The 24,416-nt window shown below is 63.8% G+C and carries 18 protein-coding genes; 6 read left to right on the forward strand and 12 right to left on the reverse strand.

All coding sequences use genetic code 11. From position 1 onward, the window contains the following. Positions 1-339 precede the first annotated feature (339 nt). Positions 340-1,659: an MFS family transporter gene (locus BA190_RS04800; RefSeq protein ID WP_068283384.1), complete on the forward strand. Its 1,320-nt coding sequence runs from the start codon at positions 340-342 to the stop codon at positions 1,657-1,659. Positions 1,660-1,792: 133 nt separating this feature from the next. On the opposite strand, the gene BA190_RS04805 is transcribed toward BA190_RS04800, so the two are convergent. The 4 genes from BA190_RS04805 to BA190_RS04820 all read right to left on the reverse strand — a co-directional run bounded on the left by BA190_RS04805 (position 1,793) and on the right by BA190_RS04820 (position 7,584). Then, complete coding sequence (locus BA190_RS04805) at positions 1,793-4,105, reverse strand: NADP-dependent malic enzyme (protein ID WP_068283391.1); 2,313 nt, start codon at positions 4,103-4,105, stop codon at positions 1,793-1,795. Positions 4,106-4,268: 163 nt separating this feature from the next. Then, the gene (locus tag BA190_RS04810; RefSeq protein ID WP_068283394.1) at positions 4,269-5,132 is read right to left on the reverse strand and encodes a glycosyltransferase family A protein; all 864 of its coding nucleotides are present in this window, start codon (positions 5,130-5,132) and stop codon (positions 4,269-4,271) included. Positions 5,133-5,147: 15 nt separating this feature from the next. Then, positions 5,148-6,089: a glycosyltransferase family 2 protein gene (locus BA190_RS04815; protein WP_245314556.1), complete on the reverse strand. Its 942-nt coding sequence runs from the start codon at positions 6,087-6,089 to the stop codon at positions 5,148-5,150. Between the two features lie 4 nt (positions 6,090-6,093). Further along, on the reverse strand, positions 6,094-7,584 hold the full coding sequence (locus tag BA190_RS04820) for an oligosaccharide flippase family protein (RefSeq protein ID WP_068283397.1): 1,491 nt from the start codon (positions 7,582-7,584) through the stop codon (positions 6,094-6,096). A 493-nt stretch (positions 7,585-8,077) separates the two neighbouring features. Between BA190_RS04820 and BA190_RS04825 the strand changes: the two genes are divergently transcribed. Continuing rightward, on the forward strand, positions 8,078-8,944 hold the full coding sequence (locus BA190_RS04825) for a family 16 glycosylhydrolase (protein ID WP_068283401.1): 867 nt from the start codon (positions 8,078-8,080) through the stop codon (positions 8,942-8,944). A 17-nt stretch (positions 8,945-8,961) separates the two neighbouring features. Here the strand turns inward: BA190_RS04825 and BA190_RS04830 are convergent, their stop codons facing one another. Next, the gene (locus tag BA190_RS04830; RefSeq protein WP_156771360.1) at positions 8,962-10,389 is read right to left on the reverse strand and encodes a hypothetical protein; all 1,428 of its coding nucleotides are present in this window, start codon (positions 10,387-10,389) and stop codon (positions 8,962-8,964) included. A 574-nt stretch (positions 10,390-10,963) separates the two neighbouring features. On the opposite strand from BA190_RS04830, the gene BA190_RS04835 reads away from it, so the two are divergent. Further along, entirely contained in the window at positions 10,964-12,067 is a 1,104-nt protein-coding gene (locus BA190_RS04835) for a glycosyltransferase family 4 protein (protein WP_068283890.1), read from the forward strand. Here the strand turns inward: BA190_RS04835 and BA190_RS04840 are convergent. Continuing rightward, positions 12,034-12,852 carry an APH(3'') family aminoglycoside O-phosphotransferase gene (locus BA190_RS04840; RefSeq protein ID WP_068283409.1) on the reverse strand — a complete coding sequence of 273 codons (819 nt, stop codon included), beginning with the start codon at positions 12,850-12,852 and terminating at the stop codon, positions 12,034-12,036. The genes BA190_RS04835 and BA190_RS04840 overlap by 34 nt on opposite strands. Before the next feature lie 352 nt (positions 12,853-13,204). On the opposite strand from BA190_RS04840, the gene dapF reads away from it, so the two are divergent. The 3 genes from dapF (at position 13,205) to BA190_RS04855 (ending at position 16,517) form a co-directional block, all read left to right on the forward strand. Beyond that, positions 13,205-14,068 carry a diaminopimelate epimerase gene (gene dapF, locus BA190_RS04845; RefSeq protein WP_068283411.1) on the forward strand — a complete coding sequence of 288 codons (864 nt, stop codon included), beginning with the start codon at positions 13,205-13,207 and terminating at the stop codon, positions 14,066-14,068. After that, complete coding sequence (gene mtaB, locus BA190_RS04850) at positions 14,065-15,303, forward strand: tRNA (N(6)-L-threonylcarbamoyladenosine(37)-C(2))-methylthiotransferase MtaB (protein ID WP_068283413.1); 1,239 nt, start codon at positions 14,065-14,067, stop codon at positions 15,301-15,303. Before dapF ends, mtaB begins: the two co-directional genes overlap by 4 nt. Before the next feature lie 398 nt (positions 15,304-15,701). Then, positions 15,702-16,517 carry a DUF3108 domain-containing protein gene (locus BA190_RS04855; RefSeq protein ID WP_068283415.1) on the forward strand — a complete coding sequence of 272 codons (816 nt, stop codon included), beginning with the start codon at positions 15,702-15,704 and terminating at the stop codon, positions 16,515-16,517. Between the two features lie 571 nt (positions 16,518-17,088). Here BA190_RS04855 and xth read toward each other — a convergent pair. The 6 genes from xth to mnmE all read right to left on the reverse strand — a co-directional run bounded on the left by xth (position 17,089) and on the right by mnmE (position 24,330). Continuing rightward, positions 17,089-17,910 carry an exodeoxyribonuclease III gene (gene xth / locus BA190_RS04860; protein ID WP_068283418.1) on the reverse strand — a complete coding sequence of 274 codons (822 nt, stop codon included), beginning with the start codon at positions 17,908-17,910 and terminating at the stop codon, positions 17,089-17,091. A gap of 263 nt (positions 17,911-18,173) precedes the next feature. Continuing rightward, positions 18,174-19,052 carry a ParB/RepB/Spo0J family partition protein gene (locus tag BA190_RS04865; protein ID WP_068283421.1) on the reverse strand — a complete coding sequence of 293 codons (879 nt, stop codon included), beginning with the start codon at positions 19,050-19,052 and terminating at the stop codon, positions 18,174-18,176. 9 nt (positions 19,053-19,061) lie between these two features. Then, on the reverse strand, positions 19,062-19,859 hold the full coding sequence (locus tag BA190_RS04870) for a ParA family protein (RefSeq protein WP_068283425.1): 798 nt from the start codon (positions 19,857-19,859) through the stop codon (positions 19,062-19,064). Between the two features lie 41 nt (positions 19,860-19,900). After that, positions 19,901-20,551, reverse strand: coding sequence for a 16S rRNA (guanine(527)-N(7))-methyltransferase RsmG (gene rsmG / locus BA190_RS04875; protein WP_068283892.1), 651 nt, complete (start codon positions 20,549-20,551; stop codon positions 19,901-19,903). A gap of 342 nt (positions 20,552-20,893) precedes the next feature. Beyond that, positions 20,894-22,762: a tRNA uridine-5-carboxymethylaminomethyl(34) synthesis enzyme MnmG gene (gene mnmG, locus BA190_RS04880; RefSeq protein ID WP_068283894.1), complete on the reverse strand. Its 1,869-nt coding sequence runs from the start codon at positions 22,760-22,762 to the stop codon at positions 20,894-20,896. A 245-nt stretch (positions 22,763-23,007) separates the two neighbouring features. Further along, positions 23,008-24,330 carry a tRNA uridine-5-carboxymethylaminomethyl(34) synthesis GTPase MnmE gene (gene mnmE / locus BA190_RS04885; RefSeq protein WP_068283427.1) on the reverse strand — a complete coding sequence of 441 codons (1,323 nt, stop codon included), beginning with the start codon at positions 24,328-24,330 and terminating at the stop codon, positions 23,008-23,010. Between the last annotated feature and the right edge of the window lie 86 nt (positions 24,331-24,416).

Here is a 24,416-nt window from a genome sequence, read left to right on the forward strand (position 1 = left end):
GTGGTCAATATCGAGAAGCTCTGCAAATATTCAAGATCCTGCAGCTTCCCCCACCCCGTCATACCGGCCGGCACCAGCACATTGGTTGCCCTGCCAGGCGGCAGGACGGATGGAGCTCCACGGCCCCGCGATTGAGCGCGATCCGGTCTTTGCCATCCCGAAACGCCGGGGACGAGATGATGGATCTGGCTGGCGGTTCCGTCGAAGCATCCACGCCTATCTCGGCATCCAGCCCCTGCCCTTCGGGAAAAATGGCTTGCCTGGATCAGCAAAGCCACAGCATGATCACAATCGCTTTGAAAGACGTACCTAAAGACAAGATCAGTCAGGGGGAGACATATGAGTAGCACCGCGGCCGTGGCGGCAGTAGACCCACATGATACCCGTCGACGGGTGATGGCGATTGTCGGCTCATCTTCCGGAAATCTTGTCGAATGGTTTGACTTCTACGCCTATGCGTTTACGGCACTCTACTTTTCGAGTGCCTTCTTCGGCTTCATCAAGAATGCCGAGCCGACCACCCAGCTCCTCTACTCCTCGGCCGTCTTCGCCATCGGTTTCCTCATGCGGCCGATCGGCGGCTGGCTCTTCGGTTGGATTGCCGACCGCTACGGCCGCAAGAACTCGATGATGATCTCGGTCCTGATGATGTGTGCCGGATCGCTGGCGATCGCGCTGCTGCCGACCTATGCCACGGCGGGCATCCTGGCACCGATCCTTCTCCTCGTCTGCCGGATGGTCCAGGGCCTGTCCGTGGGCGGCGAATACGGAACCTCGGCGACCTATATGAGCGAGGTCGCGCTCGCCGGGCGGCGCGGCTTCTTCGGTTCTTTCCAATATGTGACGCTGATCGGCGGCCAGCTCCTCGCCTCGGCCGTCATCGTCATCCTCGAACTCGCATTCAGCGACGAGCAAATGCGGGCGTGGGGCTGGCGAATTCCCTTCGTTGTGGGCGCTTGCGCCGCGGTCGTCGCCTTCTACCTCAGGCGCTCCCTGCACGAGACCTCGTCGGCGGAGACACGCGCCCGCAAGGAAGCTGGCTCGCTCGTCGGCCTGCTGCGCCGGCATCCGCGGCCTTTCCTGACCGTGATAGGCTACACGGCCGGTGGCTCGCTGATCTTCTACACCTTCACCACCTACATGCAGAAATATCTGGTCAATACGGCGCACATGGCCAAGGAGACGGTCAACGTCACCATGACGGCGGTGCTGTTTACCTATATGTGCATGCAGCCCCTCTTCGGCGCGCTTTCCGACAGGATCGGGCGGAAATGGTCGATGATGCTGTTCGGCGGCCTCGCGACGCTCTGCACCGTGCCGCTCCTGACGGCCATCGGCAGCGTTCAGAGCCCGATCATGGCCTATTTCCTGGTGGTAGCGGCACTCGCGATCGTGTCCTTCTACACCTCGATCAGCGGGCTCGTGAAAGCCGAGATGTTTCCGGCCGAGGTCCGCGCGCTTGGAGTCGGCCTCTCCTACGCCATCGCCAATGCCGTCTTCGGCGGTTCGGCCGAGGCAGTAGCGCTTGCCTTCAAGGATGCCGGCCATGAGGCATGGTTCTTCTGGTATGTCACGGCGATGTGCGCGATTGCCTTCCTCACCGCCCTCACCATGCTCGCCAACCGGCCGACCTATCTGGCGGGCGAGGGCACGGAATAGGCCCCTATAGCCCCGTGCCGCAAAGCGCGAGCAGGTTTTCGGTGAACTCGCCAGTATGGCCCCATGAGGCATCTTCGATGCCTCATGGAATTGTCGATAGCGCCGAACAGACCGAGGGGCCAGCGCGCCTCGTTCACCCGCCGATATTGGCTGCTGCCAGCACCGCCATGTTGACGAGATCGGTGTCCTTGGCGGCCAGCGGCACGATCTGCACCGACTTGTCGAGGCCGACCAGGATCGGGCCGATCACCGTGGCCCCGCCGAGCTCCTGCAGCATCTTGGTGGCGATCGAGGCCGAGTGGAAAGCCGGCATGATCAGCACATTGGCAGGCCCTGACAGGCGGCAGAACGGATAGAGCGCCATGGCCTCGCGGTTGAGCGCGACATCGGCGCCCATCTCGCCGTCATATTCGAAATCGACGCGCCGGCGGTCGAGAATACGCACGGCATCGCGCACGCGCTCGGCCCGCTCGCCCTCGGGATGGCCGAAAGTGGAATAGGCGAGCATGGCCACGCGCGGCTCATAGCCCAGGCGCTTGGCCACCGAGGCCGCCTCGATGGCGATGGCAGCCAGCTCCTCCGAGGTCGGCATGTCGTGCACGGCAGTATCGGCCACCAGGACCGTGCGCCCGCGCGCAATGGCGATGGAAAGGCCGAGGACGCAATGGCCGGGCTTGTCGCTGACGACGCGCCTGACATCCTCGAGGGCGATCGAATAATTGCGGGTCAGGCCAGTGACCATGGCGTCGGCATCGCCCATCGCCACCATGCAGGCGGCGAAATGGTTGCGGTCGATCGAGGCCAGGCGCACGCAGTCGCGCATCAAATAGCCCTGGCGCTGCAGCCTGTCATAGAGATATTGCGCATAGGCATTGGTGCGCGGCGAGATGCGGGCATTCTGGATCACCATGCCTTCGCGCAGCTCGACGCCGGCAAACGCGGCGGCCGCCTCCACGCGATCCTCGCGGCCGACCAGGATGGCGGTGCCCAGCCCCTGGTTGACGAAGGACGCGGCGGCACGGATCACCGCCTCCTCCTCGCCCTCGGCGAACACCACGCGCTTGGGCGAACGGCGGACCCGGTCGAAGATGCCGGCCAGCGTGCCGGCGACGGGATCGCGGCGGGCCGAGAGCGCAGCGCGATAGGCAACGAGATCGGCGATCGGCTTGCGGGCGACGCCGGTCTCCATCGCGGCCTTGGCCACGGCCACCGGCACGCGCGTCATCAGGCGAGGATCGAACGGGGCGGGAATGATGTAGTCGCGGCCGAAGCGCGGCCGCGCGCCCTGATAGGCGCTCGCCACCTCGTCCGGCACCTCCTCCTGGGCAAGCTCGGCCAGGGCCTGGGCTGCCGCCACCTTCATCTCCATGTTGATGGCCGTGGCATGCACGTCGAGCGCGCCGCGGAAGATATAGGGAAAGCCCAGGACATTGTTGACCTGGTTGGGGTAGTCGGAGCGGCCGGTGGCGATGATGACGTCGTCGCGCACGGCGTGGGCCTCGTCCGGCGTGATCTCCGGATCGGGATTGGCCATGGCGAAGACCACCGGATTGGGCGCCATCGAACGCAGCATCTCGGTGGTGAGGGCGCCCTTGACCGACAGGCCGAAAAAGATGTCCGCGCCGTCGAGAGCCTGCGCCAATGTGCGCCGGTCCGTCTCGGCGGCATGGGCGGATTTCCACTGGTTCATGCCATCGCTGCGGCCTTTGTAGACCACGCCCTTGGTATCGCAGAGCAGGACGTTGTCCGGCGCAAAGCCCATGGCCTTGACCAGCTCGACGCAGGCGATGCCGGCCGCCCCGGCGCCGTTGACCACCAGACGGGTGGAGTTGATGTCGCGCCCGGTCAGCTTCAGGCAGTTGAACAGGCCGGCGGCAGCGATGATGGCGGTGCCGTGCTGGTCGTCATGGAAGACCGGGATGTCCATCAATTCCTTGAGGCGCTGCTCGATGATGAAGCATTCCGGCGCCTTGATGTCTTCCAGGTTGATACCGCCGAAGCTCGGGCCGAGATAGCGCACCGCATTGATGAAGGCATCGGCGTCCTTGGTATCGATCTCCAGATCGATCGAATCGACATCGGCAAAGCGCTTGAACAGCACGGATTTGCCTTCCATCACCGGCTTGGAGGCCAGTGCGCCGAGATCGCCGAGACCGAGAATGGCGGTGCCGTTGGAGATTACCGCCACCATGTTGCCCTTGGCCGTATAGTCATAGGCCAGCGCCGGGTTCTCCGCGATCGCCCGCACAGGCACCGCCACGCCCGGCGAATAAGCGAGCGAGAGGTCGCGCTGCGTCGCCATCGGCTTGGTCGGTACCACCTCGAGCTTGCCTGGCTTGCCTTGGGCGTGGAAGGCCAGGGCCTCCTGATCGGTGAAGCTGGGGCGGGCTTGATTGGAGCGGACCGGGGTCGAGCCGACTGGGCGCGGCGGTTTCTTATCCGTCATTGCGGGGGCGTTTCCATTATCAGGGGAACCGACCCTAAGCACAATTACGGGCTTCGTCCACGGACGATGCCGCGAAGGCCGCTGTTCCTCCTGCTTCCAAGTGGGAAGAAAAAGCAGCAGGAACCGCGCTGCCGGCCCATCGCGTTCACTGCGAAAAAGGGCGTCAGGCTGCCCGGCGGCCGTCGCGATAACCCTCGAGCCGGCCCTTCAGCGTGTTGAGATAATAAATCGCCCGGCCGCGTTGGCCACGTGCTCGGCTGAGGACATAGCCCCCGAAGGAGCGCAGCATGTAGTTGAAGGAATAGAGCGTGCCCATGCGATGCTTGGCCAGGACATAGCCCATGCCGCGGCCATAGCCGCGCGCCTTCTGCTGCATGCGGACATCCATCATGTCGATGCGAATCTCGGGATGATGGCCATAGATGGCGTCATCATAATAGGAGCGATAGCCGCGCTCCAGCATGCGCAGCACGATGTCGGGCGCCTCGCAGGCCTGCCAGGGCGAGGTGGCGCCGACACCGACATCCTCGTCATAGCCGCCGACGGCCTCGAAAACATCGCGTCGGCAGAAGGACACCCATTCGATCAGCGTGTCGAAGACATCGCGGGCGCCGGTCCAGCGTGCCCCCTCGGCAAAGCGACCATTGATCGAGCGCCCCGTCTCGTCGGCGGCCCGGCCGTTGACGATATCGGCTCCCGTTTCCGCGAAGGTCTTCCGCACCTTTTCCAGCAGCCAGGACGGGTAGGTGCAATCATCATCGGGAAAGCCGAGCAGCTCGCCCTCGGCGACCTTGGCGCCATTGTTGCGGGCCCGGCTTGCACCCGGCACGCCGGGCGTGCGCAGATGGCGGATCGGGAAAGGGCGCATCTTGCGCGCCAGCACCTCGGTAACCCGCTCGTCGCGATTCTGGTCGACGATGATCACCTCGAAATCCCTGAAGGTCTGGGTTTCCAGGCTGTCGAGCATCAATGCGATCTCCTCGGAGCGTCCGAGCGTCGCCATCACCAGTGAAAAATGTACGGCCATCGTCTGCGCCTTGACCTACAATTTGAGAATCCGCGCAGGATCGAGTTGCCCCCGTACCAGATCCCACAGAGCTAGAAGATTGCCGGCGAGCCGTCCGCGCCGGTCGGTCCAAGGCTCCGGAAAGGCGCTCTTGACCAGATTGGAAGCCAGGTTTTCGATGCTGCCCTCCAGCGCACCGCGCAGGCTCATATTGCCCTTGCGCATGATGTAGACGCGGTTGGCGATCTGCGAATAGCCGAGCCGCCGGCCCGGACTGCGGCCGCCTGACTTGGTGCCCAGATGCACGCCGCGCAGGCGCCCACTCCTGACGATCCGGCCGAAAGGCGCGAGCTGCCGGGAGAAATCGACATCCTCGAGCCAAGCATAGAGCGGCAGCTTCTCGTCGAAGGCAAGGCCGTGCCGGCGCACCGGCTCGAGCCGCACCGCCATGTTGCAGCCATAGCCGTTATAGACCGGCTCCAGCGTGTCAGCCGCGCGATTGGGGCCCGCCGCCTCCAACCTGTCGAGGCCCTCGCGCATGCCGAGCCCCGCTCCCGGGGCGCCATCGGCGAGCACCGTCCCGGTGACCATCACCATATCGGGATTTTCGACAAACAGCCTGACGGTCTCGGCCAGGAAATCGGGCGCGGGCAGGAAGTCGTCGTCGAAGAACATCACGATGTCCGCATCGGTGGCGGCCATCAGGGCATTGCGCTGATGCGGCAGGCCGACCGGGCCCGCGATCATCTTCAGGCCCGGAACGAGCTGGCGGAGGGCGGCTTCGTCGGCATCGGCGGGCTTGGCCGGGCAGATCAGGAAATCGTCGGGCCGGCGCTCCTGGCCCATCATCACCCGCACGGTCTCGGTCAGCACATCCCGTCGGCCCGCCGTCGCGATTGCGACGGCAATCCGCATGTTTTCATGCGCCTTCACGCCGATCTCTCCATGATGCAGGTCTTCCTTGCCATCGCCACGCATGTCGTCAGGTCCTGAACCGAAGCCGTGCCCGCGACATGAGCTGGTCGACCAGGCCGGTCAGCCCGAGCGCATCGCCGAACCAGCGCGACATCAGATAGACACTGCCGACATAGGTCACGAGATAGACCGCGCCGGCAGCGCCAATCCGGACCAGATTCATGACGATGTCGGTACTGTCTTGAAACAGGGTCGAGACATAGACCAGGAAAAGCGCACTGATCACCAGGGCTGCACAGGGCCCGACAAAGGCGGCAAGCTGGGCACGATAGCCCAACCCGATCATCGATTTCACCGCCATCATGGTCGAGACCAGCACCGCAAGCGTGGCAAGCCCCTTGGCTGCAATCGCTCCCATAACGCCGAAGCACAGGATACCGGCGATGGTGAGCGGCACGCGCACGGCAAACTCGATCAGGTTCCTGAAGGTGATCTGCCGCGACTTGTTGAGACTGACGGCCAGCGGCGCCATCGGCAGCGCCGGAATGGAGCCGATGCAGGCCAGGGCGATGCCGGTAAGGATGGGGGCGGCCTCGGCCCATTGCGGGCCGAGAAAGACATGAATCAGGTGCTCGGCCATGATGGCGCCGAAGCAAAGGATCGGGGCCATCAGCAGGAAAATGCCGACACTGGCCTTGAGATAGCTGTTCCGAAGGCCGCCATTCTGATGCGCATTGACGAAGGCCACGTTCAACGGCGTCCCGAGCGGGGCGGCCAGGACCTGGAACGGCAGCGAGGAAAGATCGTTGGCCATGACATAACGCCCGAAGGCGGCGGGCGGAATGAAACGGGGTAGAATGAAGCGGTCCGCCTGCCAGTTGATGGCCGACAGGATCTGCGACATCAGGTTCCAGGTCAGGATGTCGGCAAAGACCGGCCAGGCCTTCAGCGTCAGGCGCGGGCGCATCGGCGCGAGCCAATAGGAGCCGACCAGGGCGACGAAGGCGACCAGAATGGTTCCGAGCGCGATCGACCAGTAGCTCCGCGTCAGGATCGCCACGATGATCGCGGTGGTCACGGCAATGGTCTTGCTGGTGATGTCGAGCCCTGCCTGGCGGCGGAAATCCATGCGCCGGTTGAATTCCACCAGCATGGGACTGACGCAGCCGCGCATGGCAGGCGCCAGCGCCAGGCTCATCACCAGCGGCACCAGCCGGGGCTCGCCATAGAAGATCGAGATGGGCCAGGCGCAGAGAATGAAGAAGCCGGCGATAATCAGCCCGCGCAGGGCGCCCAGCGTGAAAGCGGTGTTGTAGACCTCCGCGGTCGGCTCGGGAACGCGCAGCATGGCTGCGCCGAGCGGCAGTTCCATCACGGCCTCGACGATGAAGATCAAGGTCATCGCCATCGCGACCAGGCCGAAATCGCTGGGCCCGAGGAAACGGGCCAGCACGATCAGGGCGACGAAATCCACCGACTTGCCGGCAAGCCGCGCTCCGGCCGTCCAGGCACCGGCCTTGGCCGTCTGTTTCGAAAGTGCGCCGATTTCAGCCCTCATGGCGGCACAGGCTCCCCTCTGCCTGCCCCCTTAGGGACCAAGCAGTTTCGAAGCCGGCGCCGGAAGCTCCGCGCTGCCATTGGGGAGATACGATCAGGATCATCATCGAGGTTGAAGTGTATGGAACGTGGATATCACGGCGCGACGACCGGAGCCTTTCATCAGCGAACAAAAATCTCGACCCGGGGTTCGTGCCCCAGACCGGCTATCAAAACAAGTCGTGGCTTATCCGGCCGCGGATGACCGCCGATGATGACGGCTGCTACCAGCGATGGCTATTTTATGCAAAGGCCTCGCAGCCTGACAGCTATCCATTCGAAGGATCGCCAAAAGGGAACCACTCCCCCTTTTGGGAGGTGGTCCGCGTCGCACCCTCTGGGCTATCCTCAGGCAGCTCGGCAAAGACCTGGCGGCTCCCAATCATCACACATCAGCAGCCCGTTGCAACGCTCCGTCGATGGAGCACCCGCGAGCCTGAAAGGAATTCGTACCCATGAGTCCCATCACCCGGCGCCTGTTCCTGGCCGTTCCCGCCCTGGGCCTGTTCGCCGCTCCGGCATGGGGGCAGGCCGCACCGGATCTCAGCGGCTACAAGCTCATCTTCAGGGACGAGTTCGACGGCACCGAGCTCGATCGCGACAAATGGCACATCGGCACCAATCCCAAGGGCGAGCAGTGGGGTTCCGACAGCTATTTCGTCACCGCCAGCCAGGCGGACGCCGAGCTCTTCGGCCAGGTCTACCAGGTCGCGGACGGCAAGCTGCGGATCCGGGCCAACCACAAGGCCGACTTTGCCGATCCCACCGGCTGGAAGCGCAAATGGTATTCCGGCATGATCAGCACGGCCTTTCCCAACGGCAAGCCGCCGAGCGCAGCCTTTCGGCGCGGCTATGTCGAGGTCCGCCAGAAATTCCCGGCCGGAAAGGGCGTGTGGCCGGCCAATTGGGCCCTCAACCTGAAATCGCAGACCCCTGAGGGCGATCCGCTCGGTTCCATCGAGATCGACGGGCTGGAAGCCTATGGCGTCGACATGACCATCTTCCACACCATCGTCCACAATTGGGGGAACAAGACCTCTTCCCCCGCCATGTCGCAAAAGCTCCCCGACCTGACCGCCGATTTCCATACCTATGGCTATCTGGTGGGCGACAACGAGGTTTCCGCTTTTCTCGACGGCAAGCTCGTCCACACGGTTTCGCTGTTGCGGGCCGATAGCGTCGACCGCTTCTTCTGGATGTTCAACCTGGCCATGGGCGGCGGCTGGCCGATTACCGTTCCCGAAAACGGCCATTACGACATGCTGATCGATTATGTCCGCATCTATTCCAAGGATCCGGACGCGGTTGCCATCAACCCATGATTTCTAACCCATAGCTTCTAACCCATGACCTCGGCTCTGGCCGGCCTGATGGCCTCCGCCGTCTGCTTTCTGGCCCCCGAATCGAGGTCGCAGGTAGCGCAGGCAATGCCGGCCAGCATGTAGAAGGGCAGGCCGAGATCGATCAGGGTACCCGAGATCGTCGCCATGATCAGACCCACGAGACAGCCGATCCGCAGGGCGGCGCGCAGCTGGATCGTGGCCCAATCGAGAGGGCGGATAGCGGGTTTGAACAGCACCATCAGGATGAAGATCCCGTAGGTGAGTGCGCCGATGGCACCGAGATTGGCCAGAACCGCCAGCGGGAAGCTCGAGGCGCGCACCGTGCCAATGCCGGCTCCCAGCCCATAGGTCGCGAAGAAAGTCTCGAGCGCCGTCTGGTTCCACATGCCGCGCTCCGCCGCCGACTGGCTCGTTCCCTTGTTCAGGACGAAGTCCTGTATCATGCCGTAGATCGTTTCTGCCAAGGCGGGAGTGAGCAGCACGGCTGCGACGATCACGGCAAGCAGCAGGGGCGCAAAAGCGAGATAGGCATAGACGCTGCGCGGCAGGGGCCCTCCCCGCACGAGCCGCAGCAAGGACTCCGCGTAGAGGATCGCCAGCACCACCGGCAAGGCAACATAGCCGCTGGTGGAAGTGCAGAAGATCACCAGGAGCAAGTTGATCAGCGCCAGCCAGAATGTGAGCTGAGGGCGGATATTGCCGAGCCAGAGCCGGAGAGCAAAACTGCCGGCCCACATCGACGACGAGGCGAAGGCCGCCGCCTCGGTGAAGGAGCCGTTGATGCGCTTGAGCCCGTTGACCACGGTATCGTCGTGCATCGTGTAGGTGGTGTTGCGCATGAAATCGAGCAGGAAGGCGGTTCCCGTCCAGAAGGTGGCGAGATCGACGGCCGCGAAGAAAATATTGAGGGCGCAATAGGCCACCACCGCATTGGTGACAGCCTCCAGGCCTTCCCTGGTCCGCGCAACGATGTAGCAGATCAGAAAGCAGACGATGTCGCCGATGAAATATACGCTCTGCGTCAGATTGCCGGTGGTGGGAGAAAGCGGCACCAGAATGGGCGCAGAGCCACCGTCGGAGGTGGCACCGATGGCGGCGACATAGGAGGCCCCGGCGAAGAAGCGCGGCAGGATGAAGGCCCCGACGATGCCGACAGCCGCCGTCGCAACGAACCAGAATCCCTCGCGCGGAAAGGTGAGGCGTGCCGTGACGACCGACCAGGTGCCCGGGCGCGTCAGCACGGATGCCGCCGTGAAGCCCAGCAGCAGATGGGCCGGCTGGATGGTGGTGCCCGCCAGGATCAACGCGGCGGAAGAACCAAAGATCATGCATGGGATGAGCACGGAGACGCCGAAGATCGGCCCGCGTCTCAAAGCCAGGATTCCAAGCAGAATAAAGAAGACGCCGATGGGTTCCAAACTCACGCCAGGCCCTTTCTGTCTGCCCATGGCAGGGTACGTTCCAGCAGAAACGCCCGCTCCAATCCTTGCTTCGGCCCGGCCTCGCAGCGTTCGAAAGCAGTTCGAACCGTGGAACGCCTGTTTTCCGGCTCAGGAAAGATATTCCCGAATGGCCCCGTTCGCGCAAAAATGCCGGCACGGGTTCCGCCGTCGGGACAGTATCACATCATGGCGCACGACGATTCCAGTTCGAACGCCTCCGAAGCATGGCAGCAGCCGCAGCGATACCGGCCTGGCAGGATCGGTGTCCAGCGGGCTTTTCTAGACAATGGCACACGCAGCCGACAGATATCCATTCGGCGGATATCAATGAGAAGGAGCCCCATCCCTTTAGCCAAGTGGCCTGCGCCGGGCTTTTGTGGATTATGCTCAGATCGTCTTGGCCATGATGCCGCCGGTTTCGAATGTCGAAGCTTGGCGGAAGGACCTTGCCACAGCGGTCAGCCCCGGCGATGCAACCACACCATGGCGACGAGCCTTCGCAAGCCGCATCGACAAGAAACTGTTTGGCGTTTTTCCTTTCCGACGAGAGCTGGCCTTGCGCATCCTGCATGTCTTGAATCATACACGCCGCCTCAACGGTCATGTGCACCTCACCATCGATCTCGCCTGCATGCAGGCGCAGCTCGGTCATGAGGTGGCCATCGCCAGCGGCGATGGTGACTTCGACGCCTTGCTGGCGGCCCATGGCGTTGAGATCATCCGGATCGACCAGCGCCAGAAGCCCCTGGTGGCGCTGCGCGCGGTCGCCGCGCTCACCCGGCTGCTGCGTTCGCGCCGTTTCGATATCGTGCATGCCCATATGATGACGAGCGCGGTGCTGTGCTGGCCGGCCTGCAAGGCGGCGGGCGTGCCGCTGGTCACCACAGTTCACAACGAATTTGCGCGCAGCGCCGTCGCCATGGGCGTGGGCCGGCGGGTGATTGCCGTGAGCGACGCCGTCGCCCGTTCGATGGCCAAGCGCGGCATCCCGGCTTCCCGCATCCGCACCGTGCTGAACGGCAATATCGGTTCGCCGCGCCTCTCGGCGCCGGCCGGCCCGCCTGCGGCTCTGGGCACGCCCTCGCTTCTCTATGTCGGCGGCCTGCATCCGCGCAAGGGGGCGCCCGTCCTGCTGCGGGCCTTCGAGCGGGTCGCCAGGGAAGTTTCCGGGGCCTCGCTGCATTTCGTCGGCGACGGCCCGCACCGCGCCGAATACGAGGCCATGGCCGCGGCCATGCCATGCGCGGCGGCGATCACCTTTCACGGTGGCTGGGACGACCCGCGGCCTTTCTTCAGGGGAGCGGATGTCTTCGTGCTGCCATCCCTGGCCGAACCGGCCGGGCTGGTGCTCTCCGAGGCCAGCGAGGCGGGCTGCGCCATCGTCGCTTCCGATGTCGGCGGCGTGCCGGAAATGCTGGATGGCGGCAAGGCCGGCCTGCTGGTGCCCCCCGATGATCCTGCTCGCCTGGCCGAGGCCCTGGTTTCCCTGCTCACCACCCCCGGAGCCCTGGAGGATGGCAAGAGCCGCGCCCGCGCGAATGCCGAGCGCATGACCCTGGACCGCGTGGTCGAGGAGACCTTTGCGGTCTATCGTGAATGCCTGCCGGCTTCGGCCCCAGGCGGGTCTCAGCCCCAGGTCAGCGGGTCGAGGCCTAGATAGAAGGCGAGCCGACCCCTGTCCGGCCGCTGCAGCCCGAGCACCTCGAACAGGCTGGTGAAGGCCGCTTCAGCCTGCTCCGGTCCAGACCAGCTCTCGCCGGCATTGGCCAGCATCAGCGCAAGATCGGCATAGCGGTCCGCCGTGCCGAGGCGGCCGAGATCGATCATGCCGGTGCAGCGCAGCGTGGCGGGATCGACCATGAAATTGGGCATGCAGGCATCGCCATGGCAGACGACGCGATCCCCGGCTTCTTCCGCCAGGCGCTGTTCGCGCTGTGCCTCGAGCGCAAGAAGGAGGCCGGCCGGATTCGCCTCCCGCTGCTCCGGCGGCAGGAAATCCGGATTGACGGCGCCGCGTGACACCACGTCGGTCGCGCGTGCGAGCATGGTCGACAGGCCGCGTTCGAACAGGCACTCCTCGATCGCCAGCGCGTGCAGCGCGCCGATCCGCGCCGCGATCGACGGCCAGGCCTGCAATAGCTGATTGCCGTCGAGGTCGCTCGCCGGTACGCCGGCTATGGCACTGGTGACCAGGCAGGCGCCCTCCTCCCCCGCACGCCAATCGAGCACCTCGGGTGAACCGAGCTTGAAGCGGCTCAGCCATTCGACCCGCCGGCATTCTCCCTCCAGGGCCATGGCGCCCCTGCCCCGTGATAGTTTGGCAAAGGCCAGGCCATCGCTGCGGCGATAGACGCTGTCGCCCGATTCACCATGGCCGACCACGAGCCATTCTTTTGCCGATGGCAAGGCTGGCAGCAGGCTCTGGATATTGGCGGCCGAAGGCATGGCGAATCGCTCCGAATTGGGAGCCGTGACCATAGTGCAGAATAATACCAAGTCCCGGGAACGATGTGCATCGGTCGATCTTTCGCACCCTGGCATGAGGCGGCGGCCGGAACGCGGAGTGTCGACCTCTGGTCGACATCTTCTTTCCGAGTTTTCAAGAATGTCGATCTGGAGATCGGCACTCCAATCCCGCACTATCCCTGCAAAGTTAGCGCCTATGCCTGTCCCCTCCCCGGCACCGGAGCGGCCGATCCTGCGTCTCGAGTTCGGGATGCCACGGGCTGAGTGGCACCCCATTGGTTCGCAGGGGCTTTTGCCCTATATCAAGGGCCTTCAATCACTCGGAAGCACCATGTCTGGCCTCGCCAACCGCCCCTATCTGAAGATGAACGGCATCGGCAACGAGATCGTCGTGCTCGATCTCACCGACGGGTCGCATGTCGTCACGCCGGCGGAAGCCCAGGCCATCGCGGCACATGAGCCGTTCGACCAGCTGATGGTGCTCTATCCGCCGCAGCAGGCGGGAACAGATGCCTTCATGCGCATCTTCAACGGTGACGGTTCCCAGTCCGGCGCCTGCGGCAACGGCACGCGCTGCGTATCCTGGTATCTGATGCCGGTGCTCGGCAAGGACCGCCTGGTGCTGCAGACGCCGACCAGCCTGGTCGAGGCCCGGCGCGCCGGTGCGGATTTCACCGTCGATATGGGCCCGCCCGCCCTGGACTGGCAGGCGATCCCCCTGTCCCGGGACGCCGGCGATACCAGGGCGATCGACTATGCCTATGGCCCGGCCGGGGCTGCCGTCCTGCAATCGCCGAGCGTGGTGAGCATGGGCAATCCCCATGCGGTGTTCTGGATCGACCGGGATCCCGCCGAGATCGACCTCGCGGCCATCGGCCCGGCCATCGAGCACGATCCCCTGTTTCCCGAGCGGGTGAATGTCTCAATCGCCCAGGTTCGCGATAGCAGCCATATCGTGCTGCGCGTGTGGGAGCGCGGCGCTGGCCTCACCCGCGCCTGCGGCTCGGCCGCCTGCGCCACCGGCGTGGCCGCGGCGCGGCTTGGCCTCACCGGGCGCGAGACGCGCATCAGCCTGCCGGGCGGAGACCTCCGGATCGAATGGCGCGAGACCGATGGTCACGTGCTGATGACCGGCGCAGCGGAACTCGAGCATGAGGCTCGCTTTGCGGCCTCCTGGTTCGCCGACGCGGCATGACCGAGATCGTCACCTTCGGCTGCCGCCTCAACATTCACGAATCCGAGGCGATGAAGACCGTCATCGGCTCGCGTGACGATCTGACCGTGGTCAATTCCTGCGCGGTGACGGCCGAGGCGGCGCGCCAGGCCAGACAGGCCATCCGCCGGCTCAAGCGCGACAATCCGGAGCGGCGGATCGCCGTCACCGGCTGTGCGGCACAGACGGATGCAGACCGCTTCACCGCCATGCCGGAAGTCGATTTCGTGGTCGGCAATGCAGAGAAGCTGAAAGCCCGCACCTGGGCCTCGCTGAGCAAGACTTCGGGCAAGCTCGTGACCTCCGACATCATGACGGCCGAAGACATCGCCTTGCCCGAGGTCGAGCGTTTCGAGGGCCGGGCACGCGGCTTCGTGCAGATCCAGAACGGCTGCGACCACCGCTGCACCTTCTGCATCATTCCCTTCGGCCGCGGCAATTCGCGTTCCCTGCCCCCGCAGACGGTGATCGCGCAGATCCGCCGGCTGGTCGAGGCCGGCTACAAGGAGATCGTGCTGACCGGGGTCGACCTCACCAGCTATGGCCCCGACCTGGTCGATCCCCTGCCCTTGGGCACCCTGGTACGCCGCATTCTGCGCGAGGTGCCGGAACTGCCGCGCCTGCGCCTGTCTTCCATCGATTCGATCGAGGCCGACGCCGATCTGATGCGGGCCCTGGCCGAGGATGACAGGCTGATGCCGCATCTGCACCTGTCGCTGCAGGCCGGCGACGACCTCATTCTCAAGCGCATGAAGCGCCGCCATCTGCGCCAGGATGCGATCCGCTTCTGCGCCGAGGCCCGGCGCCTCCGGCCCGACATCGTGTTCGGGGCCGATTTGATCGCCGGTTTCCCCACCGAGGACGAGACGATGTTCAGCCGCTCGCTCGATCTCATCGAGCAGTGCAGCATCACCTATCTGCATGCCTTTCCCTTCTCGCCGCGGCCCGGCACGCCTGCGGCGCGCATGCCGCCCGTCGACGGCGCGGAGGTTAAGCGGCGCGCCGCCCGGCTGCGGGAGGCCGGCGACCGGGCGATGGCACGCTTTCTTGCCAGCGAAACCGGCGAGACCCGCGAGATCCTGATGGAGCGCGGCGGCATCGGCCGCACCGCGCAATTCGCGGCCGTGCGGCCCGACAAGCCGGCGGCCCCGGGCAGCTTCCTGCGTGTGCGGATCGACGGCCGGCAAGGCCGGGAACTGACGGCGACGGCTCTGTAGGCGGCGCCAGCCGGCGCTTCACCGAGGCGCGCATGTCTCAGCGGCATGGTTGCATGGTGCGATGTGCGTATTCTGGAACCGGCAGGACTGCGGGAAAGAGGCGGCCCGGATGACCGCGCTCCCCGTGACACAATTGCGCCACGTCTGATTCATCGGCCATTCAGCCTGGGGACGCCAAGATAGCTCCAACAGTACCGGCATCGGCAAGCTTTACGTAACGTTTACCTTGTTAGAATGCGCCTGAGAGACTCTATGCGCATGACGAACTTGCCGACCAGAGCCTCCTGCCGAAAAGCGGACGCCTTTTTCGGCGAGAATGACGCGACGACAATAACCTATGGCGTCGGGCCCGAACCCGAATTCGGATCCGATGCCGTAAGCGGCCCCCGGAGACCGGCGTGACGATTTCGCATTTCTTTCGATCGGCGCTCGGCGCCAGCCTTTTCATCGCTACCGGCCTGGCGCCTTCCCTGGCAGCGGCTGCCAGCGCCAAGACAGCGATAAACTACGGTGTCACCCTTGCCGGCTTTCCCATCGGCACGGCAAACCTCGCCATCAATCTGAGCGATGGCGGCCCCTACAAGATCGACGCCTCCGCCAAGGTGGGCGGTCTGATCCGGCTGATCAGCGATGGGCGTGGCTCGGCGTCCTCATCGGGCAAACTCGGCTCCAGCCAAGTCCGGCCAACGGCCTATACCCTCACCTCGGTGGCAGGCAAGAAGCCGCAATCCGTGCAGATGGCTCTCGCAGGCGGCAATGTCACCGCCCTGCAGCTGCAGCCGGACCTGCCGCCGCGCAAGGATCGAGTGCCGCTCACGGATGCCAACAAGCATGGCGTGATCGACCCGCTTTCGGCCGTGCTGGTACCCGTCACCGGCAGCGCGACCCTTGACGCCTCGGCCTGCCGACGCTCGCTTCCGGTGTTCGACGGGGCGCAGCGTTTCGACATCAGGCTGTCCTACGCCCGTACGGAGCAGGTGAGCGGCAAGGGATATGCCGGTCCCGCCATCGTCTGCTCGGCACGCTATGTGCCGATTGCCGGACACCGGCCTTCGCGCTCTCAGACCAAGTTCATGGTCGATAATCGCGACATCGAGCTATGGCTGGCGCCGATCGGCGAGACCCATGTGCTCGCTCCGTTCAAGATCATTATCGGTACCCAGATCGGGCGTCTGACCCTGACCGCATCCCGCTTTGGCGGCGACGCTGAGTGAACCCGATGCGGCTGTCCCGAAACGGGACGCCGGAGGTTAAGCCCGTGCAGCCCGATTTCGTCTCAATTGACTTCCATCCCTTGCCAGGGGTGGAACAGGGTTGTCTTTAGCCAACTATTGATCGGCTTGTTCAACACGATGAGAAGCCGGCCACCTGTTTTACCGATAGGGTCTCATCGGCGCGTTCCGTGCAGGGCTAGGATGAGGATGGCCAGCTGACACATTCCGAACCTATCGCCTCCTCCCACCCCGATCGACACCAAACTACCGTGGAAACATCGAGAAAGCCCCGGATCTTTCCGATTCGTCGGTGATTCGTTCAGGGTTCGGCTACATCCTCCGCCACGATTAACAGCCGCCAGCCGCCATTAAGTTGCCGGCTTAGCTTTCCGTCAACCATATCCCGGCAAGAAACGTCGATAAAGGCCAAGCCAGCGACTTGGCAAGCGGTTCCCAGACCCACCCGCAGGCATTGCGTTCCGGGATGGCGAGCCATTGAAACGGGTTTTCCCCCGGAAGTGCGGGCATCCTCGCCCGCTTTTGCTCGCCAGGGCGCTTCGCCCAAGTGCTGTCAGTCGATCTCGAAGACACCGGTGACGGGCACGTGATCGGAGGGCTTTTCCCAGCCACGGGCTTCACTGAGAATCTCGATCGACCGGGCCGTGCCGGTCAGGCTCGGGCTCGCCCAGATATGATCGAGCCGCCGGCCGCGGTTGGAGGCGATCCAGTCGGCAGCGCGATAGCTCCACCACGTATAGAGTTTGGCCGGCTCGGGCGTGAATTCGCGCATCAGGTCGATCCAGCCTCCGACGGCAATCATCGCCTTCATCGCCTCGGTTTCCACCGGCGTATGCGAGACGACATCGAGCAGTTGCTTATGGCTCCAGACATCATGCTCGAAGGGCGCGATGTTGAGGTCTCCCACCAGCAAGGCCCGGCCATTGGCTTGCGGAAAATCGCCGGCAAACCAGGCATGCATCTCCGCGAGAAAATCGAGCTTATGACCAAACTTCGGATTGAGCTCGCGATCGGGAATATCCCCGCCCGCCGGCACGTAAAAATTGTGAACGGTGAGCGGCTGCTTCAGGCCGGCTTCGGCCCCGAGCCGAATCGAGATATGGCGGGCGTCGCCCTTCTGGCAGAATTCGCGCTTGTCGACGGTCTCGAAAGGCAGGCGCGAGAAGATCGCTACGCCGTGATAGCCCTTCTGCCCATTGAAGGCGATGTGCTCGAAGCCCAGCTTGCGTACATCGTTGAGAGGAAACTTGCCGTCCTCGACCTTGGTTTCCTGCAGACACAGAATGTCCGGGTTCTTCTCCCTCACGAGCCGCTCCACCAATCCCATACGCAAGCGGACCGAATTGATATTCCAGGTGGTGAGGGTGATCTGCATGGAGAAGATACTCGGGTGAGGGGGTCGCCACGCCTTGCGTGGGGTGGTCCTGGTCGAAGATGCCGGCTGTCGGGCAACGCTACCAGCGGGAGCCGAATGATCCTTGCCCCCCAACTCTGCCGGGCCTCGCGATCGGCCTGGCTGCCATCGGGGAAAGATCGGAAGACGGTGCCCCGATCCGATTCAGGGATCAGAACAGATGCCCTACTTTCTCGCTACGGCGGCACTGTTCCGAAAGGAGGAGGTCGCTGTCGGCACAAAGCCTAGCCGCGCAAACGGCGGCAGAGATCGTCGAGCTGCTCGAGCGATTTGTAGCGAATCTTCAGCTCGCCGCCATCGCCACGGTGATCAAGCACGACCTTGAGACCGAGTACGTCGGAGATGGTCCGCTCCAGGGCAATCGTATCGGGATCTTTCTCGACGCGGCTGCGCGCCCGCAAGATCTTGCCGGCACTTTGCGACTGATCCTGTACGATGCTCTCAGCGTCGCGCACCGACATATTCTCATCGATGATCAGCCGGGCCACGCTTTCGGGATCGGAGACCGACAGGAGGGCGCGCGCATGCCCAGCCGTCAGCTTGCCGCTCACCACATTGACCTTGATCGCATCGGGAAGCTTGAGCAGGCGCAGCGTGTTCGCCACGTGGCTACGGCTCTTGCCGATGACCTTGGCAAGATCGTTCTGAGAATAGGAGAATTCCTCGATCAGGCGGTCATAGCCGATCGCTTCTTCGATCGCGTTGAGGTCGGCTCGCTGGACATTCTCGATGATAGCAAGTTCGAGCGCTTCCTTGTCGGAGGCTTCGACGATCGTTACGGGTACATCATGAAGCTCGGCCCGCTGCGCGGCACGCCAGCGCCGCTCGCCAGCGATGATCTCGTAAGCATCCATGCTGCCCGCGACGGCGCGGACCAGGATCGGCTGGATGATGCCCTTCTCGCGAACGGAATTCGCGAGATCCTCGAGTTCTTCCTCGCTGAAATTCTGACGGGGATTCTTCGGGTTAGGCCGCAAGAAACCCGTTGGCACCCGACGCTGCCCCCGGGCCCGTTCGATCGCCGCGCCTTCATCGCCCGCATCCCCGATCAGGGCTGCCAGGCCGCGTCCCAGCCTCGGGCGCATCTTGTCATCAGAAGTCATGGTCGATCCTTACGCAGCACGTAACAATTTCTCGCGCTGAATCACTTCGGAGGCGAGACGAACATAGGCCTGGCTACCCGGGCATTTGAGATCATACAGCAGGGACGGCTTGCCATAGGACGGGGCTTCCGACACGCGAACATTGCGCGGGATCACCGTCTGATAGACTTTCTCGCCCAGGAAATCGCGAACATCTGCCATGACCTGCCCGGAAAGATTGTTGCGGGCGTCATACATGGTCAGCACCACACCATGAATGCTGAGATGTGGATTGAGCGAATTACGCACCTGCTCCACCGTGCGCAGGAGTTGCGACAAGCCTTCCAGAGCGAAGAACTCGCATTGCAGGGGCACCAGCACGGCATCGGCAGCTGCCATGGCATTCACGGTGAGAAGATTGAGCGAGGGCGGGCAATCCACCAGGACATAGGAGCAGGGGAAATCGCTCGATGAAGTCAGGGCATGGATGGCCTTGCGCAGGCGGAATGCGCGGTCCCGTTCACTCGCAATTTCAAGTTCGACACCGAGCAGATCCATATTGGACGGCGCAATATGCAGCCGCGGCACGACCGTCTCGACGATTGCCGCGCGCAGATCGCAATCCCCCACCATCACGTCATAGGTGGTCCGCACGCGCTGCTTCATGCCGATTCCGAGACCGGTTGAAGCGTTGCCCTGGGGATCGAGATCGATGATCAGCACATCCTCGCCGATCGCGGCAAGCGCGGTACCGAGATTGATGGCCGTCGTGGTCTTGCCGACCCCACCCTTTTGATTGGCAATAGTGAGAATACGCGGCAACGTCATGGCACCTATCTTTCCTGCAGCACGAAGCGTGGAAACGGCATCTATTTGTCACCCGCCAGGCGCTTTGTCGCGGCTTTGATCGAAACAATCTGCCCAGTCGAGTCAGTAAGGCTCGGTATCAATTCCGCTCGGATATTCCAATATTTAGTTGCTCGGGTCAATTCCTGCCCTACATCTTGACCCTTGAGAAACAACGCACGGGCTCCCGTTTTCAACAGCTCCGCACTGTAGTCGAGCAATTCGGGCAGCGACGCCAAGGCGCGGGCTGTGATCAGATCCACCGGACTTTGCCAGTTCGAGACAAAATCCTCGATCCGAACCGCATGCACTGTCGCTGGCGCGCCGGTTATACGCGCCACCTCGCGCAAGAAAGAAGCCTTGCGACCATTCGACTCGACCAGATGCACCTGAAATCCCGGCACACTCTTGTTAGCAATCGCCAGGACCATGCCGGGAAAGCCGGCGCCACTGCCGAAATCGACAATCGTCCTGGCATCCCCAAGCAGGGGAAGCAATTGAGCGCTGTCGGCAATATGGCGAGTCCAGGCCTGGGAGAGGGTCGACGGGGCCACCAGGTTTTTGATCTTTTGCCAGCGCTGCAGGAGCTCGACATACAGGTCTAAGTCTCCAACTGTTTCACGTGAAACAGGGAGGGATCGCAGCGCTTCCTGGCGGTCAATATCGAGTGTCATGGCCGGACCATGGCTGATCCCACTCGCGGTGGCAAGCGAGACCTGGAGTAATCCAACGCTGCGGCCGACCGGCCTCATGAACCGGAGTGGGCTATTTTCATCGGGCGTACGGCATAGCGTGAATCTGGTTCACTTAGCTGTCCGCCAGTTTGTTCGGCTTTGTCATCATCGGCTCAATCCGGTGATCCAACCAAGATCTCCGCGTCGTGCTGGCGCCATTCTAAATGGCCAGACGTTTTCTTCCTTGAAAGACCTGCATTGGGCTTAGCCTGCGGCATGTCGGTCATGCGACTGCATACCGTTTCGCGGTTCTGGAAAAGATTCGATACGAGTCCGAATCGATCAGAGAGAGGCCCTTGCCTGTTTACGCTTGCGGAGGGCCGCAAGCAGAAGGGTGGTTGCCGCCGGCGTGATACCGTCAATCCGGCTCGCCTGGCCAATGGTACGCGGCCGCACACTGGCGAATTTCTGCCGGGTCTCATTGGAGAAGCCCACCACGGCCTGGAAGTCAAAATCACCAGGTATTTCAATATCTTCGTCACGACGAAAGGCAGCCACATCCGCCTTCTGCCGCTCCAGATAGACGGCGTACTTGGCCTCGATCTCGACCTGCTCGAGCACGGCACCCTCGAATCCGGCGGCTTCCGGCCACAGACGGGCAAGATCGGTGAAAGCCACATCGGGGTAGGCAAGGAGATCGAAAGCGGAGCGCCTGACGCCATCACGATTGATATGAATGCCAGCCACCGCCGCCTGGTTGGGCGTCACCGAAACGGATCGGCCCCAGGCAAGGGCCGTTTCGAAGGCCGCCTGCTTGGTCTTCCAGGCCCGTTCCCTGACAGCACCGACCAGACCAAGCGCGATGCCGCGATCGGTCAGGCGCCTATCGGCATTGTCGGCTCGCAGGGTCAGGCGATATTCGGCACGCGAGGTGAACATGCGATAGGGCTCGCTCACACCCCGGGTGACGAGGTCATCGATCATCACGCCGATATAGGATTCGTCGCGGCGGAAACTAACGCCTTCGGCGCCACCCGCCCGGTGCGCCGCATTGAGTCCGGCGACCAGGCCCTGCGCGCCCGCCTCCTCATAGCCGGTGGTGCCGTTGATCTGGCCGGCCAGGAACAGTCCGCGCACCCGCCGTGCCTCGAGCGTGGCATCGAGCTCGCGAGGGTCGATATGGTCATATTCGATGGCATAGCCGGGCCGGATCATCCGGACCTTCTCGAGGCCTGGAATGGTCGCGAGCATGGCCTGCTGCACATCCTCGGGCAGGGAGGTCGAGATGCCATTGGGATAGACCGTATGGTCGTTCAGGCCTTCCGGTTCCAGGAAGATCTGATGGCCGTCCCGCTCGCCGAAGCGCACTACCTTGTCCTCGATCGACGGGCAATAGCGCGGACCCCGGCTCTCGATCTGCCCCGAATAGATCGGTGCGCGGTGGATATTGTCCTGGATGACCTTGTGGGTCTGCGGCGTGGTACGAGTGATACCGCAGGAAACCTGCGGATTGGACAGATGCGTCGTCAGTGTCGAGAACGGCTCCGGCGGCTCGTCGCCGGGCTGCATCTCGAGCGAGGCCCAGTCGATGGTTCGGCCGTCGAGACGCGCCGGCGTACCCGTCTTCAGTCGCCCCAACTCGAAACCGATGCGGGCGAGGGTTCGGGAAAGACCGAGGGCAGGGGCTTCACCGACGCGGCCGGCCGCAATCCTGGTATCGCCGATATGGATGATGCCGCTCAGAAAGGTTCCGGTGGTCAGGACAACTGATCCGCAGCCGAATCGATCACCCTTCGTGGTCGATACGGCCCGGACCGCGCCATCCACGATCTCGATATCGTCCACCTCGGCTTCGACCACGGTCAGATTGGCCTGCTCGGCAATCGCCGTCTGCATGGCAGCGGCATAGAGCGCACGATCGGCCTGCGCCCGCGGTCCGCGCACGGCGGGGCCCTTGCGACGGTTGAGCACGCGGAACTGAATGCCACCCTGATCGGCGACCCGCCCCATCAAACCATCGAGCGCGTCTATCTCGCGCACGAGATGTCCCTTGCCGAGCCCACCGATCGCCGGATTGCAGGACATGGTGCCGATCGTCTCGGCCCGATGGGTAATGAGAGCCGTCCGGGCGCCAAGCCGTGCGGCGGCTGCCGCCGCCTCACAGCCAGCATGGCCCCCGCCCACCACGATCACATCGAATTGCCGGTTCATCATCGAATCCATTCGCCCGCCATCCGCGGCCTCGAACGCCCATCCGTCATGGCGAACGCCGCCGGACGTTCCAGGGGTTCAGCGCCTGCATCGTCCGGCTGCGCTCACGGTGATGGCGCAGAATATCCGTGTTTCGGCTGCAGCTCTTACGCTGAAGCGGCCTCCACGTCAAAACCAGCGTGTGGCCGAGAGCTGGAGGAGTGGTTCCAGCCAGTCACGCTGGCGTTTCCAATACCTCGTTCCGCTCACTTGCCGATGCAGAATTCGCGAAAGATCACATCATAGATCTCGTCGATATCGACCCTGCCGGTCAGCCGGCCGATGGCCCTCACGGCCAGGCGCAAATCCTCGGCGACGAATTCCACCGGCGTCGTCTCATCCGCCGCCTGCACCGTCGCCAGATGGGCCTTCACGATCTCGAGCTCCCGGCGATGACGCTCCCGCGTCACAAGGGCTGTCTCACCGCTCTCCAGGGCTGTTCTCGCCGCCTGCTCGAGCCGCTCCAGCAAGGCCGGCATGCCGGCACCGCTGCGAGCCGATAGGCCGAGCTCGAAGCCCACAGGCAGAGTCTGCGGCAAGGCAGCCTGGTCGTCGTCCTGCTTGGTGAAAACGCGCAGGAGAGGAACGGGCAGATCGGGTGGGTCGGCGCGGGCATCGCCGGCCTCCAGCCAGATTACCAGATCGGCACGGTCCAGGCTTGCGCGCGCCCGTTCTACGCCGATCGCCTCGACGACATCCACTGTATCGCGCAAGCCGGCAGTGTCGATCAGGGTTACCGGATAGCCGCCCAGATCGAGATGCACCTCCAGTGTATCGCGAGTGGTGCCGGCAATGGGGGAGACGATGGCGACATCGCGCCGGGCCAGGGCATTGAGCAGCGTCGACTTGCCGGCATTGGGCGGGCCCGCAATCACCATCACCGCGCCCTCGCGCAACCGCTCGCCGCTGCGTGCGCCTCGCAAGGCCGCTTCGATCTCCGCCAGCAAGGCTTCGGCGCCCGAGCGGACCGACTGGAACAGGGCAGGGACATCCTCCTCGTCGGGAAAGTCGATCTCGGCTTCCATCAGGGCCAGCAGACCGGCAAGACGCTGGCGCCAGGCCGTAGCCGCCCGCTCCAGCGCACCACCCGCCTGCCGCAGCGCCTGCCGCCTTTGGCTGCCCGTCTCCGCCTCGACCAGGCTGGCGATACCCTCCGCCGAGGTCAAATCCATCCGGCCATTCGCGACGGCCCGTCGGGTGAACTCGCCCCGTTCGGCCAGACGAAAGCCCGGCAGGGCGGCGATAGCGGCGATCACGCCAGAAATGATGGCGCGACCGCCATGCACCTGCAATTCGGCGACATCCTCGCCTGTGAAGCTGGCTGGACCCGGAAAGAACAGCACCAGCGCCTCGTCGAGCACCTCGCCGCCTTCAGGATCCTTCAGACGCCGCAAGGCGGCGCGGCGCGGCGACGGCACGCTCCCGGCAATCGTTTCCAATCCGAATCGAACCGAGGGACCCGACAGCCGGATCACGGCAACGCCGGCACGGCCGACACCCGAGGCGAGTGCGACGATGGTCTCAGCCATGCGCGAGCACTCCACCCGCTCCGGCAGATCCTGCCCTTGATGACGGCGAGGTGCTTTCACTTCCCGGCCGGCGCCCCCATACTCTC

It is taken from the genome of Labrys sp. WJW (genome assembly GCF_001676615.1).
Classification (GTDB): Bacteria; Pseudomonadota; Alphaproteobacteria; order Rhizobiales; family Labraceae; genus Labrys; species Labrys sedimenti.

Excerpts from the sequence above, each read along its gene's own strand:
- BA190_RS04800 (WP_068283384.1), top strand. The coding sequence starts at position 340 with ATGAGTAGCACCGCGGCCGTGGCGGCAGTAGACCCACATGATACCCGT.
- BA190_RS04805 (WP_068283391.1), bottom strand. The coding sequence starts at position 4,105 with ATGACGGATAAGAAACCGCCGCGCCCAGTCGGCTCGACCCCGGTCCGC.
- BA190_RS04810 (WP_068283394.1), bottom strand. The coding sequence starts at position 5,132 with ATGGCCGTACATTTTTCACTGGTGATGGCGACGCTCGGACGCTCCGAG.
- BA190_RS04815 (WP_245314556.1), bottom strand. The coding sequence starts at position 6,089 with ATGCGTGGCGATGGCAAGGAAGACCTGCATCATGGAGAGATCGGCGTG.
- BA190_RS04820 (WP_068283397.1), bottom strand. The coding sequence starts at position 7,584 with ATGAGGGCTGAAATCGGCGCACTTTCGAAACAGACGGCCAAGGCCGGT.
- BA190_RS04825 (WP_068283401.1), top strand. The coding sequence starts at position 8,078 with ATGAGTCCCATCACCCGGCGCCTGTTCCTGGCCGTTCCCGCCCTGGGC.
- BA190_RS04840 (WP_068283409.1), bottom strand. The coding sequence starts at position 12,852 with ATGCCTTCGGCCGCCAATATCCAGAGCCTGCTGCCAGCCTTGCCATCG.
- dapF (WP_068283411.1), top strand. The coding sequence starts at position 13,205 with ATGTCTGGCCTCGCCAACCGCCCCTATCTGAAGATGAACGGCATCGGC.
- mtaB (WP_068283413.1), top strand. The coding sequence starts at position 14,065 with ATGACCGAGATCGTCACCTTCGGCTGCCGCCTCAACATTCACGAATCC.
- xth (WP_068283418.1), bottom strand. The coding sequence starts at position 17,910 with ATGCAGATCACCCTCACCACCTGGAATATCAATTCGGTCCGCTTGCGT.
- BA190_RS04865 (WP_068283421.1), bottom strand. The coding sequence starts at position 19,052 with ATGACTTCTGATGACAAGATGCGCCCGAGGCTGGGACGCGGCCTGGCA.
- BA190_RS04870 (WP_068283425.1), bottom strand. The coding sequence starts at position 19,859 with ATGACGTTGCCGCGTATTCTCACTATTGCCAATCAAAAGGGTGGGGTC.
- rsmG (WP_068283892.1), bottom strand. The coding sequence starts at position 20,551 with ATGACACTCGATATTGACCGCCAGGAAGCGCTGCGATCCCTCCCTGTT.
- mnmG (WP_068283894.1), bottom strand. The coding sequence starts at position 22,762 with ATGAACCGGCAATTCGATGTGATCGTGGTGGGCGGGGGCCATGCTGGC.
- mnmE (WP_068283427.1), bottom strand. The coding sequence starts at position 24,330 with ATGGCTGAGACCATCGTCGCACTCGCCTCGGGTGTCGGCCGTGCCGGC.